This is a genomic window from Pseudomonadota bacterium (assembly GCA_026388315.1).
In the GTDB taxonomy this organism is placed as follows: Bacteria; Desulfobacterota; Syntrophorhabdia; order Syntrophorhabdales; family Syntrophorhabdaceae; genus MWEV01.
On sequence record JAPLKA010000099.1, the window covers coordinates 1 to 14,504 of the forward strand.

At 46.2% G+C, this 14,504-nt stretch carries 13 protein-coding genes and 1 tRNA gene; 6 read left to right on the forward strand and 8 right to left on the reverse strand.

Annotated elements, in window-relative coordinates; translation table 11 throughout:
• A partial coding sequence (locus tag NTX75_14400; GenBank protein ID MCX5817406.1) for an Ig-like domain-containing protein occupies window positions 1-3,585 on the forward strand: 3,585 nt, incomplete at its 5' end.
• 91 nt (window positions 3,586-3,676) lie between these two features.
• Here NTX75_14400 and NTX75_14405 read toward each other — a convergent pair.
• Both NTX75_14405 and NTX75_14410 read right to left on the reverse strand, forming a co-directional pair.
• On the reverse strand, window positions 3,677-4,066 hold the full coding sequence (locus tag NTX75_14405; protein ID MCX5817407.1) for a protease inhibitor I42 family protein: 390 nt from the start codon (window positions 4,064-4,066) through the stop codon (window positions 3,677-3,679).
• 86 nt (window positions 4,067-4,152) lie between these two features.
• Window positions 4,153-4,237, reverse strand: a tRNA-Leu gene (locus NTX75_14410).
• 55 nt (window positions 4,238-4,292) lie between these two features.
• On the opposite strand from NTX75_14410, the gene NTX75_14415 reads away from it, so the two are divergent.
• Entirely contained in the window at window positions 4,293-5,216 is a 924-nt protein-coding gene (locus tag NTX75_14415; protein MCX5817408.1) for a bifunctional riboflavin kinase/FAD synthetase, read from the forward strand.
• Between the two features lie 23 nt (window positions 5,217-5,239).
• Window positions 5,240-5,740: a putative metallopeptidase gene (locus NTX75_14420; protein ID MCX5817409.1), complete on the forward strand. Its 501-nt coding sequence runs from the start codon at window positions 5,240-5,242 to the stop codon at window positions 5,738-5,740.
• Window positions 5,741-6,442: 702 nt separating this feature from the next.
• Here the strand turns inward: NTX75_14420 and NTX75_14425 are convergent.
• The gene (locus tag NTX75_14425) at window positions 6,443-6,724 is read right to left on the reverse strand and encodes a hypothetical protein (GenBank protein MCX5817410.1); all 282 of its coding nucleotides are present in this window, start codon (window positions 6,722-6,724) and stop codon (window positions 6,443-6,445) included.
• Window positions 6,725-7,238: 514 nt separating this feature from the next.
• Between NTX75_14425 and NTX75_14430 the strand changes: the two genes are divergently transcribed.
• Window positions 7,239-7,592, forward strand: a complete 354-nt coding sequence (locus tag NTX75_14430) for a hypothetical protein (GenBank protein ID MCX5817411.1) — start codon at window positions 7,239-7,241, stop codon at window positions 7,590-7,592.
• Window positions 7,593-7,828: 236 nt separating this feature from the next.
• The gene (locus tag NTX75_14435) at window positions 7,829-7,990 is read left to right on the forward strand and encodes a hypothetical protein (GenBank protein ID MCX5817412.1); all 162 of its coding nucleotides are present in this window, start codon (window positions 7,829-7,831) and stop codon (window positions 7,988-7,990) included.
• Between the two features lie 466 nt (window positions 7,991-8,456).
• Here the strand turns inward: NTX75_14435 and NTX75_14440 are convergent, their stop codons facing one another.
• The 5 genes from NTX75_14440 to NTX75_14460 are packed head-to-tail and all read right to left on the reverse strand — an operon-like array spanning window position 8,457 to window position 12,901.
• The gene (locus NTX75_14440; GenBank protein MCX5817413.1) at window positions 8,457-9,743 is read right to left on the reverse strand and encodes a dihydroorotase; all 1,287 of its coding nucleotides are present in this window, start codon (window positions 9,741-9,743) and stop codon (window positions 8,457-8,459) included.
• A complete protein-coding gene (locus NTX75_14445) occupies window positions 9,740-10,663 on the reverse strand; it encodes an aspartate carbamoyltransferase catalytic subunit (protein ID MCX5817414.1) in 924 nt (307 codons plus the stop codon). Before NTX75_14445 ends, NTX75_14440 begins: the two co-directional genes overlap by 4 nt.
• Window positions 10,663-11,199, reverse strand: coding sequence for a bifunctional pyr operon transcriptional regulator/uracil phosphoribosyltransferase PyrR (gene pyrR, locus NTX75_14450; GenBank protein MCX5817415.1), 537 nt, complete (start codon window positions 11,197-11,199; stop codon window positions 10,663-10,665). Before pyrR ends, NTX75_14445 begins: the two co-directional genes overlap by 1 nt.
• Window positions 11,199-11,378, reverse strand: coding sequence for a 4Fe-4S binding protein (locus NTX75_14455; protein ID MCX5817416.1), 180 nt, complete (start codon window positions 11,376-11,378; stop codon window positions 11,199-11,201). The genes pyrR and NTX75_14455 overlap by 1 nt, the downstream gene beginning before the upstream one ends.
• A gap of 44 nt (window positions 11,379-11,422) precedes the next feature.
• Window positions 11,423-12,901, reverse strand: coding sequence for a S1 RNA-binding domain-containing protein (locus tag NTX75_14460; GenBank protein MCX5817417.1), 1,479 nt, complete (start codon window positions 12,899-12,901; stop codon window positions 11,423-11,425).
• 753 nt (window positions 12,902-13,654) lie between these two features.
• On the opposite strand from NTX75_14460, the gene NTX75_14465 reads away from it, so the two are divergent.
• Entirely contained in the window at window positions 13,655-14,110 is a 456-nt protein-coding gene (locus tag NTX75_14465) for a YaiI/YqxD family protein (GenBank protein ID MCX5817418.1), read from the forward strand.
• Window positions 14,111-14,504: the final 394 nt, after the last annotated feature.

Sequence of the window (14,504 nt, forward strand, 5' to 3'; positions counted from 1 at the left end):
CATCTCATTATATCCCTTGCAATTATTTCTCTTGTCTTTTTATCCTTTGCAGGTCTGTCTCATGCTGTCCTGGCCGGTAAGATAAGCATCCTCGAAGGCAGGGTAGATGTCCTGAAACCAGGGAAGAGCGTAGTTTCCATGGTAAAGGCAGGAGATCCTGTAGATATCGGCGATATCTATCGTGCAAAGAGCAACGGCAGGGCAGAGATCACCTTTCTCAACAACAACATATTAAAGATTGCCCCCACAACCAGGGTGGAGATACAAGAGGCCATGTTTGAAGGGGATAAGACCAGCAATGTTGTCAAGCTCCACCGCGGGAGGGTTCAGGCCATCTCCAGTGAAGAGTTTATCAAAAAGGTGTCAGCCTTTGCAGAGGGCAACAAGTTCGAAGTCCATACCCCCAATGCCGTAGCAGGGATAAGGGGCTCCAATATGGTTGTTTCCTTTATGCGGGCAATAACGAGCACCCTCTTTATTGCCGGCAGGGGATATCAGTTCAACCCCAGCGATCCCCAGAGGAGAGTAGCAACTATCACAGGCGGCAATATATCCTTCGTTGCCACCACTACGACATCATCGGGCGCAGGTTCAGGGACATCGACGGGCACAGGTTCAGGGACAGGTTCAGGGACCGGTTCGGGGACATCGACGGGCACTACAACGGCTGGCACATCGGCTGCCGGTTCATTCGATATAGCAGCAGTTATTACACCGCCTGCGCCTGCACCCCCGCCTCCCCCGCCTCCTCCACCACCGCCTCCACCACCACCACCTCCGCCACCTCCGGAACCAAGTGATGTAAAGGCTCCAACAATGACGATTACCCAAAATCCTGCATCATCGACAAACTCAACTACGGCAAACTTTTCTTTTGAAGCCAACGAAACGGTTACGTTTGAATATAAACTTGATAGTGGTATATGGATGGCTATCGCCGGGACAGGTACACAGAAGCCGCTGGCGCTTACAAGCCTTCTTGACGGACAGCATGGTATCGACGTCAGGGCTAAAGACGCTGCCGGCAATTCCTCAACCATCTCCACATATCAGTGGACGATCGATACGGTGTCACCCACCGTCTCTCTGACATCCAAACCCGCTGCCCAGACCAATCAGAGTACGGCATCATTCGGGTTCTCATCAAGCAAAACCGCTACCTTCCAGTACAGTCTCGATGGAGGGTCATGGGTATCAATAACAGGTTCATCCCTTAGCCTATCAAGTCTGTCAGAGAGCAATCATCAGATAGATGTCAAGGCAACGGATACATTGGGGAACGTCTCCACAGCAACAAGTTACACATGGACAACCGACTATACTTCACCGGTTGCAACAATAGCATCCAACCTCGCCACGCAGAAGACTAATCAGAGCACGGTAAGTTTTACCTTTTCCTCCACCAAGACAGCCACCTTCCAGTACAGTCTCGATGGAGGGTTGTCATGGGTATCAATAACAGGGTCATCCCTTGACTTGTCTGGCTTATCCGCAGGGAACCACCAGGTAGATATAAAAGCTACAGATACGGTGGGTAATGTTTCATCTGTGGCAAATTATGCATGGCAGACGGATTATACCGCCCCTACCGTTTCGATTACACAGGTTGCTTCACCGGGAGGCACCACCACCGGGAATATGAAAGTAAACTTCACGAGCAGTAAAGAAGCCACCTATTCTTACAAAATTGACGCAGGGGCGTGGACATCAACAGACACCCCGCTGAACCTCACGGGTTTGGGAACCGGAAGTCGTACATTCTATTACAAGGCAACCGACCTTTTCGGAAATGTTTCACCTGAGAATCAACTATCCTTTACCCTGAACCGTTATTCATTCACAGGAACGGGTAACAATGTAAAAGGTGACGGCGGGGGGATTACGGGAAATGCCACACTGGAGATTGCAGGCATCAATGGACAGAACTGGGGCGGATGGAATACGAGCTATGCATTGACTGGCACCCCCGGGACTTCATGGTCGTTGGCTGCAGGGGGGAGCGATGCAAGCAGCTACTGGCTTGAAACCGCAACAGTGAGCACCTCAGGGAACGCACTTTCAGGGACATCTGATCTCACATATTTATCGACAACCAAACTGGGGGAAGGGGTATCGGGGAGCCTTACAGGTACAACAATCGGCTCTCCCTGGAACGCAACGATAGACGGAACCGGCAAGTATACAGAGAGCGATCTTACTTTCGTGAATACCCTCTCTGCAGACCTTGCCTACTTCAATGGGACCATCTCTTCGAATGACGGCAGCGTTGGCTCCGCCTACATGGGGGGAACATCGTCTATTTGGACAGCCACTCAGGCAAGCCCCTCTTCGGTCACTGCAATAGGGCAGTACACTGCCGGCACAAACCCGGTACACGTCTGGGACAGCGATATGAAAAGCTACAACTATACGAACAGCACAAACACCACTTACGACGGAGGGGCATACTGGGGGTATATAAAAGGAACAGAGAGCAGTAACAGCCTTGAAGGAAAACTTGCAGCGATCTATATCGACCCGTCAGGTAAAGCCGGTTACCTAACGGGGAGCCTTGCCGGCACGGGGTACGACGGCGACGTCAAGATGTTCAAGATGACGGGGAGTCTCTACCCGACACAGATGGCCACGGCTGCGGAAATTGGCGGCATACTCCCTTCTGCTCTCAGCGCTAATGTCTCTCAAACAACATATAGCCCCGATGTGATAGTGGGTTTTTCAGGGGGGTTTACCGGTGCCGGAGGCGGTACAATAAACATCGGGACCGTACGTGACGGCGGTAATGTGTATACGGCGGGCATCACAGGTCAGGACTGGGGTGTATGGAAATCATATATAGGCAGTACTTATGCCGGGACAATCTCCGACACATGGCAGATGTCAATGGATTTTGCCCTCCCCGTCACCCCTTCCTGGACAAGTATTATCGGCACAGAGATTGCCGGGTCAAAATGGTCGGACGGCAAGATTGCCGGTCTCGCAGCAGGGTATGGCGCGGATATTCAGGCAACACCAAAGACATGGATAAGCGCAGGCGAGACATTGGGCACATTTAAACCGGCCAATTTTACATTACAGATTAGCAGCGTCGGTCCATGGATCGAGACAACTAAGTTTCTGGCTATGCAGGGTGGCGCGACGACAGATGCTGGCGCTAATGCTGCACTGAAGGCATTGAACATTCCCTGTGTCCAGGTGGGAAGCGCGAACCTGACCGGTTCAGCCACGTATGCTACTGGTGCGGAGACAATGTATGTCACAATGAACAATACGAGGTTCTTCGCAACCACCTCAGGAGGGCCCGCAAAGATCTGGGCATCAGAAAGCGCCGGAGGATCGTATACCGGCGTGGGTTATGGCCCGCCGCCGTCCGGCACTTCTGCAACTTTAAGTAGCGGCACCGGATTAGGCGCCACATTTACCGTTACGACATTTGATACAGGAACAAGCAAGTGGCTTGCTACAGTCACAAACGGGACCATAGCAAGTGGTTACGGTGGTTCCACGACCTTCAGGGGCGCCGCCGCTGGGACCATCAACACAGGGGCAAAAACCTTCTCAGGTACCGCCGCAGGTGTGGCAAAATAACCCTCCACATATCATTCCGGGCCCTGCTTTGTGCTCTTCTCTGTCACTGCGAGCGAGCTGGTGAATGTCAGTTTTATAGTAATTTCATATGTTACGGATTAACAATAACCTTAAAAATCCGGGTTTGTACCGGTTTGACATTTTTTTCCCAGGGGCGTGCGTATTTAAGGGATATTGTGGTTTCACCTTCTGATGTGGCAAAAAAATTCCAGACCTCCACTCCGCCGCAACCAACAAGTCCATCCTTGCATTTGCTTGTATATTCAGCGTCCTGCAACTCAAGGATATCGTCATTAACCGGTTTTAGAAGCTCCCATTTGTAACCGGTGGTGGGGTTGGAGGGCAGGACAATGGAGAATTCGTCGCCCACCTGCACTTCAACCGGTATATTGGGATTATTGTAAATGTTTTTCGTATTATCAAGGCTGAATCCGGTTACCGGGAGAAGCATTAGCAGTATGAGAATGAGGACTTTTTTCATGAAAAGGTACCCTCCGGCGCCAAAAGTCTGGCTGGTGTTACAACTCGTTGATTGCCAACGTATCATATATTGGTGTAAAATAAAAATGCCGAAGACGGGACTTGAACCCACACAGACAGATTGCCTACTAGACCCTGAATCTAGCGCGTCTACCAATTCCGCCACTTCGGCATTATAGTAATGCTTAAACTTATATAAGTTGGGATGCCTATGTCAAGAGGTGAATATGAAAATTTATGAATTTCTGAACCACGTTGAAAAATTTCCAAATCCTGTACTGACTATCGGTAACTATGACGGGATACATATAGGGCACAAAAAAATAATTGAAAGGGTTAAAGAGGAGGCGCGCTTGATTAACGGAACGCCCATGCTTATGACCTTTTATCCCCACCCGGTAAGTGTCGTAAGGCCTGATAAAATCCTGTGCCTCATAACACCCCTTAATGTGAGGAAAAGGCTCATTGAAGAAAACGGTATTGACGTGCTTCTTGTTTTACCCTTTAACGAGGAATTCAGGCTCCTGACCCCTCAGGAATTTGTTGAAAATATCCTTGTGAACAAACTGGGGATTAAAGGGCTGATCGTTGGATACGATTTCAAGTTCGGGCGAGGAGGGAAGGGCGATACGGAATTATTAAAGCAATTATCCGGAACGTATGGTTTTTTCTTCGAGGTGGTGGAGGCCATTACGCTGGATGGCGAAAAGATAGGGAGTAACAGGATACGGAAACTCATCATGGAAGGCGATGTGAAAAAGGCTGAACGATTTCTGGGGAGACCGCACATGATAGAAGGCAAGGTAGCGCACGGTGACGGAAGGGGGAAGGGGATCGGTTTCCCCACCATCAATCTGAAAACGGATTATGAGCTTATTCCTAAAGACGGGGTGTATATAAGCGAAGTCGAAATAAATGGGAAGATGCTTCCATCTGTCACGAATATAGGATATAATCCTACCTTCGACGTCAAAAAGCTTTCCGTTGAGACCCATATTTTAGACTATTCCGGGGACCTGTACGGCGCGGATTTGACCCTTTATTTCCATGAAAGAATACGGGGTGAGATTAAGTTTGACGGAGTTGAAGCATTAAAAAGTCAAATTGACATGGATATAAAAATCGCAAAAGAATATTTTCATAAAAAATAATAAAACAAACAGGAGGCAGTTACATGGGTTTAAGGTATGAAGAGGTGAACGAAGAGGTCATGTCAGTGCTGAAAGAGGTAAAATCGGAATACTTTCCTGAATTGAAAAATGCAAAAATCAAGGTACTTTTTGACATAAAGAAAAGGAAAGTGGGGGGTATGGTTATCCTTGCCCGTATCATGAAAACGAATGACCTGTTGAGGCACCTTACGATAGATGAGGCTGATGCTATGGAAGGATACGATTATATCATAACCCTGGACAAAACATGCTGGGACAGTGTTATACGGGATGACAAGATCAGGATTGTCAGGCACGAATTGAGACATGCCTGCTTTGATATCGAATCCGAGGATAATCCATATAAGCTCCAGGATCACAGCATCTCTGATTTTTACGAAGAGGTCGAGTACAACAATGATGATCCGCGCTGGAGGGAAAGACTTGCCACCGTTGTGGAAGATATTTACGAACAGAAGAAAGAGGCGCGTCAGGACAGCAAAAAGAAGAAAGAGAGAGGATAGTAAAAAGAACGTAGAGCCGATAAAGGCAGTGAATAGTAGATAGTAGATAGTTAAAAAGACATAAAATATGAAATGCTGTGAATGGTAAACAGTTTTTTGACTAACGACTGTTCACTGAAGTATTCAGTGTCATTGCAGGACCCCTTTTGCTTTTCCAGGAGGAACGTCAAACGGTTTCCTGCTTTTTAAAGGATGTTCCCTTATTCCAAACAGAGATAAATGATGTTGTTTTCTCAGCAATTATGATAAAGGATGAGCACGCTGAATTTTTTATTTACATTATTTACAATGGAGGCAAAAATTTTGTATGGAACCGGTGGGTACGTTGAAGTGTGGGCAACTTCCTGAAATCCTCAGTTGGTACATTACTCCCTTCATGCTATCTTTCAAACGGAAAGCGTGATTATGAGGGCGGAAAATAGTATTAAAGGGGGCTTTTGGCTCCCTTTTTTCATATGCGCCGTTCTTCCTGGTACCACGGGAATACCAGGTCTTTAAAACACGGGCATATTGGTGCAACCATTCTGCCGGTGTCTTTGATATGCCTGTGATCCCGCAGCAACCGGCATAACCATTTTAAGTCCTTCCAGAATGTCCTACAATGCATATTAGAAACAAAAAGATCAACAGCCCTGCGAAGCTCGGTTTCCAAGAACGCCGTGAGGCGACATTTAGGGCAATGGGTATATGGAAATCCTGAACTTAAATCACCCCTATACCAACCCCTACTACGACCTTGGATGCATATCCTGCCTCGGTCATGTTCATGGATTCGTCCTGAACATCCACTTCTATTCTGATTGCCATCTGTTTCAACTGTTCAGCCATTTTTATTCCCGCGTTAAATGGGTCTTTTGCGTTGAGAATACGGTCTTTAACGGCCTTCTCCAGATTCTCCATGGCCTGCTTAAAAGCCTTTTCGTGCTTGTCGGGAAGAGTTTTTTTGCCTGATTTGGACACTTTTGTTGTCTTTTTGGCTTTCATAAAGACCCTCCTTTTTGATTAAAAAAACATAATAATAATAACGCCTGAAACTGAATAAAAATACAGAGGTTAATGCCATATTTTCATTATAGTTTAATTATGCATTTAGTCAAGCAATTTATAAGCGGGGCTTTTGGTGGGGTAATTATTACTTTATATTTATCCTCTTATAACTTAAATAACCTCAGTCCTTATAAATTATGGATATTATCGCCGGTCAGATTGCTTCTTCCTGTACTCGTGTCTTGGTCTTCGGTGTTTCATGTGGTCGATTTCAAATCGTAATTTGCTTAACTCGCAAAATATTTTTGCTTGAAAATTATTTATAATAGGAGGAAAATAAATAAGAGAGCGGCGTGATTAAGGCAGACGCACATCGATGGATATGAAGTTTATGGCCAAATTTAGTGGAGCAGTGGATTGACCGAACAGACACATACGGACAATAAATTAATCTGGGGACACAGGGTATGGGTAAAGTTTTTTGTGTTATTGATAGGCACAGGAGGCAACGATGGAGTCAATAGAAGTCGATGGTGACGTGCTGGCTTTTCTTCGGAGGTTCGGGCATCTATCCCCGAATAAGACGCTAAGGCTTGTTTTAGGTATCGATCGAGACTTTGCAAACGAAGAACACTCTGACAAACAGTTTCTGCAGCCGGTGTTGGATATACTACGGGGGGCAGGGGGTCGGATGAAAGTTGCCGAGTTGTACGAACGGATTGAGACGCGTGGCATCCTAAAGGCTGGCGACTATCGTGGCGCAGAGTACGTCTGGCAGAACCGTATGCGCTACTTGGCTGACTCCCTTCGGCGTGAGGGTGTTCTTCGGAGAGACAGTGACCGCGGTGTGTGGGAATTAGCTTAGTAAGCCATACGACCGAAAGAAATGACTAATAATCCATCAATTATTCGTAGCTTCGGCTGGGTTCTATCATTGTTAATCTCAATTTCAACCAGAAATAATTCTGGTTACAAATAGAATAAAGTATCGATAAGTAGGTGCTATACGTAACATATCTTGCTTTCTCTCTTAATATTAGTTACTTACACCCTGTTTTCCCTTATCCACTTTTTATTATATTGCGGCGCCTGCCGGAGGCAGTGACGGAAACGGTTTCCGTCACTGCTGAAATCTCTGTAAAGTCAATACGGACGGTGTTTAACACGGTTTCACTTTTAAAACTATTTTCTGAGGAACCGGAACTCTCCGCAACAGTTGCGGAGATTCTTATAATCGTCAGAAAGTCAATGAAGACGCTGTGAATCCCATTCCTGGAGATCGCCACGGGCTAAAGTCCTCGCAATGACAGATAAGGAAAAAGTCGCTCGCGATGACAGGCAGGGGAGAGACTACCACCTGTCTGTCGCAAACCTTGATTACCCTGATCTTATGAAGGCAGTGGATGGTTGATAGTGGATGCTTAACGGCCTGTTGCCCAAATAAGCATACAACCAATAATGTTGGAATGTGAGCAGGAATAGCTTTGCAGCTCCTTCGTCGCCGGAACCCGTTTCCCGATTCGCGACTTCGAGCATGCCTTGGGTACCCTGCCGGTGAGCAGAAATGTGCCCGCGGCCAGTGCCGCGTCTGGGACGGCCTGATTTGTTCGAAGCCCAGCGGCAAGTTAGAAGGCCGAATGGATGCGAGCCATTGCAAGGGTAAGGAAGCGCAGGGAGCAGCGAGGGAAACAGCGTTCCTGCGAAAGTAATATTTGGGCAACAGGTATCGCTATTTAAAAGCAGGGTCTCTGTACACGATCTTCCCATCCACTATGGTGAGCAGATTTTTTCCCTTCAAATTCCATCCATGGAAGGGGGTGTTTTTCCCTTTTGATGCGAAAGTGTTTCTGTCAACCGTCCATTCAAGGTCAGGGTTAAAAATAATGATGTCGGCAGGGCTCCCTGGTGTTAGTTCACCATGGGGGAGTTTCAATAATTTTGCCGGATTTTCTGTGAATTTCTTAAGAAGCGTCTTCATAGAGAGGACACCTTCGTGGACGAGGGCAAGGGAAAGGCCGAAGGCGGTCTCCAACCCGGAAATCCCTGAGGTGGCAATATTAAACTCCACATCTTTTGAGGTAACATCGTGGGGTGCATGGTCTGTGGCGATAATGTCGATCGTTTCATTCCTGAGACCCTCTTTCATGGCATCCACATCTTCTTTTGATCTGAGCGGGGGGTTTACCTTTGTGTTTGTATCGAAGGATAGCGTTGCTTTATCTGTTAACGTAAAATAGTGGGGACATGTATCACAGGTGATTTGGTTATACCTTCTCTTCATCTCCCCGATAGCATCCACACTGCCTCCTGATGAGATATGCGTGAGATGGAGCGGAGAATTTACATATTGTGCTATGGCCATGTCCCTTTTGACTATAATCTCTTCTGCAATAGCAGGAACCGCATCGAGACCGGACATAACCGATGCCTTACCCTCGTGGACAAACCCCTTCGAGAGGTCTTCGTCCTCGCAGTGCGATATGACGGGTATATGAAAAAGTTTTGCATATTCGAGGGCTTTTCGCAGGGTTTCGGAATTCTTTACAGATTTGCCGTCATCTGATATGGCTACAATGCCTGCGGCATACATTTCGCCAATCTCTGCAAGTTCTTCACCCTTTAAGTTCCTGGTGATTGCACCGCAGGGGAAGACCCGGCATACCCCTTCTACCTTTGCCTGTTTTATAATGAATTCTGTAACGCTTTTATTGTCATTTACAGGGTCTGTATTGGCCATACAGACTACTGATGTAAAGCCGCCCTTAACGGCTGCCATCGTGCCCGTTCTGATCGATTCTTTATATTCGTATCCGGGTTCCCTCAGATGGACATGCATATCAATGAGCCCGGGCGCCACAATAAGGCCTGAAGCGTCGATTACATGAACATTATCGACCTTTTCGCGGATATTTTTGTCAATCTTTTCAATGATACCGCCATTGATGAATATATCAAGGATTTCATCCCTGCCGTTTTTGGGATCAATAACCCTTCCTTTTTTGATGAGGATTTTCACGCCTCCCTCCCGGTGAGGAGATAGAGGATGGCCATTCTCACAGCAACACCATTTTCGACCTGGTCGAGTATCACCGAATATGGGCCATCAGCCACTTCGTCTGTAATTTCCACACCTCTGTTCATGGGGCCCGGATGCATGATGATTACATCCTTTTTTGCCTTTTTGAGATGCTCTGCCTTCAGCCCATAAATGATTGAATATTCTTTAACAGAGGGTATGTATGAAATGCCGCCCCGCTCTTTTTGTATTCTTAGCATCATGATTACGTCGGCGTCTTTTACCGCCCTGTTCATATCGTACTCCACATGGACGCCCAGACTTTCAATGTCGGGCGGGATCATAGTGGGTGGGCCCGAGCATGTGATGCGGGTATTAAAGTGTCTTAATGCAAATATGTTGGACCGTGCTACCCTGCTGTGGGCAATGTCCCCTACGATCGTTATGTTAAGTCCGTCAATTCTGTCTTTTTTCTCTCTCATGGTAAAAAGGTCAAGGAGGGCCTGGGTCGGATGCTCGTGTGCGCCGTCTCCGGCATTTATCACAGAAGAGTCCACAATCCTGGATAACATATGCGGGGCGCCTGGCATGTTGTGTCTGATAACGATGACATCAGGCCTCATGGATTCGAGGTTCCTTGCCGTGTCTTTGAGGGTTTCGCCTTTGACATGACTGCTTGTGTTTGCAGAGATATTGATGGTGTCCGCACTTAAGCGTTTTGCCGCTATTTCAAAGGATGTCCGTGTCCTTGTGCTCGGCTCGTAAAAGAGGGTTATGACTGTTTTGCCGCGGAGGGTGGGAACCTTTTTTACTTCCCTTCTTGATATATCTTTAAAAGAATCTGCCGAATCGAGGATGAGAAGGATCTCCTCCTTAGAAAGCTCTCTGATGCCAAGGAGGTCTTTTTTACTCCACTTCATTATGTTCTCACAACGATGACTTCATCCTTGCCATCGATTTCGCGAAGCCGCACAAGCACTTCTTCCTCCGGACTGCCATTGTAAAAGATGCCGGCATAATCGGGATGCATCGGGAGTTCCCTGTCGCCCCTGTCTACAAGAACAGCTAATTGTATCTTCCTTGGTCTGCCGAGGTCCATAATGGCATCGATTGCCGCCCTCGTAGTCCTGCCGGTATGCATCACATCGTCAATTAAAATGATGGTCATGTTGTTCAGATCGAAGGGTATGTCTGTTTTTTTAACTTCCGGTAATTTTAACTTGAATATGTCATCTCTGTACATGGTGATGTCGAGGATACCGAGGGGGAGTTCAATCTCTTCAACGGCTTTTATCTTGTCGTTAATCCTTTTTGCTAAATAGATCCCCCGTGTTCTGATGCCTATAAGACACAGGTCTTTGTAACCTTTATTTTTTTCGAGGATTTCGTGGGTAATTCTTGTTATTGTTCTGTCAACGGCCTTTTTATCGAGGAGGGATACCGTTTTTTTCCCCATCAATCATCCATATAGATGGCTTTCCCTGGACACTGTTCTACGCAGGATGTGCATTCAATACAATCTTCAGGGGTCAGCACTATAATTTCACCATTTTCCCGGGAGAAAACATCATATGGACAGATGTCAACGCATTCCCCACACCTGTCACAACTATGTTCCTCAATGTACGGCCTCACATATATGCTTCTTTATACTACTATAATGGGTTTAGAAAAAAAAATCAATGAAAAGGAATCTTCCCTTTCAGTTTTGCCTGGAGTAGTTCCCCGAAACTGCCGAGACCAGAGGCCGATTTTTCTTCATTCTTCACCTGTTCTTTATATTTGGTGAAATCTGCATGAGCCGATTTTTCTCCTACGAGATTTTTGCTCAGGGAAATTTTCCCGCTCCCGGGGTCGACCTTTGTAACAATCACTGTCATGGTGGTCCCTGCCGGGAACATGCGGCTGTGGTTTGTCCCCTTAGGGGTCCCCATTTCAGCATTCGGGACAAGTCCTGAAAGACCGTTATTCAATTTGAGAAAAATCCCGTAGGGCATAACATTATCAACAATGCCTTCGAGTATATCCCCTTCCGAAGGGAGCTCGATCTTTTCGGGATTTACATTCTGTTCCTTTGAGAGGGATATTCTTTTATTGGCCGCGTCTACGCCTGTTACATATGCCTCAATCCACTGCCCGTCCTCGACTACTTCCTTGGGGTGCTTGATTCTTCGGCCTGCCCCGAGTTTTGAGATGTGAATAAGGCCATCTATACCTGGCTCAAGATTGACAAAGACGCCGAACGGGGTCATACGCACCACAACACCCTTAACAGGGCTATCAACGATGTACTTTTCCGCTGCCATTGTCCAGGGATCGGGCTGCATTGCCTTCAAGCTCAGGGTGAGGCGGTCCTTTACCCAGTCTAAGGAGATAATCTTTACCGTTACTTCCTGGCCTGGTGAGAGGACATCTTCCGGTTTCTTGGTCCTGTCCCATTCTAATTCACTGAGGGGGATGAACCCGTCCATGCTGCCAATATCGACAAAAATTCCAAAGTCATGGATGGATTTTACTTTTCCTTTAACCTCCATACCTGTCTTTAATGCTTCTTTTAATTTTTCCTTTTGCAGCGCCTGTTCTTCTTCAAGCAAAACCCTTCTCGATACGATGATATTCCGACCGTCATCTTCAAATTCCAGTATCTTGAAAGGAAAAATTTCTCCTATATATGTAGAGGTCTCACGGTTTCCCCTCACGTCTATCTGCGAGAAGGGGCAGAAGCATCGTGCCTTTCCCATACTGACATCGTATCCGCCCTTTAATTCAGCCTTAACCTTCCCGCTCACAGGCAAACCGGCCTCAAAGGCGTTTCTCAAATCGGAAAGATGAACCGCGGATAGCCCGCGGGTGAGGGTGGTGAACCGTTTCAGGCCATTCTGGAAAGAGGCGAAGAATACCTCAATTTCGTCTCCTGCTTTAACCCGGCACTCCCCTGCTTCGTCAAGGAATTCTTTAAGTTCCACTACGCCCTCTGTTTTTCCTCCAAGGTCGATGTAGATGAGATCTCCTGATATGCCGACCACGATGGATTTGACTTTTTGGCCCGGTTCAAGTCTGTCTGGCAGTTTTGAGCTTTCTTTGAAGAGGGTCTCAAAATTCTCTTCAGTCTCATTGTTGCTGTTTAAGTTATTTTCATATACATTCTGTTTATCCATATTGCCCTCTGCCATTCTTGATTTTCCTTGATTTTCTATGTATTTTGTATTCGGGATTTATTGTATATTTTGTATATATTGGTAATCACGCCGGTTCTCTTCTCTGATAATTATCTCAGAGATGAACAGGAGACTTTTCCACTTGGCAGAACATACTACCAAAGCTCCCACAAACTGTCAAGAAATTTAAAGCATCTGCAGGGTGTTACTTATGTTGACTTTAAACCTGTTTTGTTATAGATTGTATTTAATTTCACAAATATATTGTCCTGGTTTTTGATGAACGATTACACTGGATTGAACATAGCGTTTATGTGAAATGTTTTTATTCCGTACTTACCTTTTTAGTGTTTTATAAGCCGGGGATGAAAATCTATTATACTCTTCCGTCTTCCAGCATGAACGAAAAAATGGACAATCCTGACATATGTCGGTTTTATGGCCTTGGATCAGGTATTGCTTTCCTGACATATCTGTGACATTGTATTCCATCATTTCGGTAAGACATGGAGGGGTTTTTGATTTGCAGCCATGCCTGTTGTCGCAATTTATGCAATATCTTGTTTTTGTTTCGATAAGAACTTCCTTTTATGGTGGTCTGAGTTTATAAAAATGGGTTTTTAGCTGTCAATAGAAAAGTCATGCACCTCCATCAGGTTTTTTGTAATGTGTCGCCTGCATGGATTATCTGAAGCAGTTATTTTTCTTTGACAGAAAGGACATGCAGGCGTAAAATCTTAAAAAGGATGCCGTTTGATCAATATATACGTTGATGCCGATGCCAGCCCGGTGAAAAATGAAGTGCTTCGAGTGGCCAAACGTTATGGGCTTAAAGTCTACCTTGTCTCCAATTCTGCGATGAGGATTCCACAAGACAAATTGGTTGAAATGATAGTTGTAGGCGGCCATTTGGACGCTGCAGATGATTGGATTGTAGATCACATTGCTGATAACGACATCGCAGTGTCAGCCGATATTCCCCTTGCGTCGCGGTGCCTGAAAAAGGGCGCCAGGGTGCTGGATCCCAAAGGGCGTATCTTTACCGAAGAATCTATCGGCAGTGCCCTTGCGAATAGAGACTTAATGACCTATCTCCGCGACATGGGAAACATGACTGGCGGGGCAGCTCCCTACGACAAGCAGGATCGCTCCCGTTTCCTGCAACGTCTCGATGACCTGATACAGGCCGTTCTTAGAGGAAAGCGATAACAGCCTGAGCTACTCCATCGCACACTCATGTCTGCCACTGTATATTACCCCGCTGCTACCGTCGATGCTTATAAAATCCCCGCCTCTGATGATGCTATCAGTAGAACATAGAATCATTGCTAAATCCTGCCAGTCCTGAGATAAATGTCTTGTATCCCCTGTACACATTTGTATAAAGTGAGGGTGATAATGGAAAACAATTAAGAGAACAAGCGGCTCCAGCGTTGCGCCAGCTCTCAACTCTACCCGTGATCCCTACTATTTTAAAGAAAATCGGTTTTTCATTAATAAATATTTAGTGTAATCATCCCATAGACACGGATTAGTGAGTGTCACTTTGTTTATTTGAGCGCCGTATTTCCTGAATTCCTTCTTTTTTGTATTTTTAAAATAG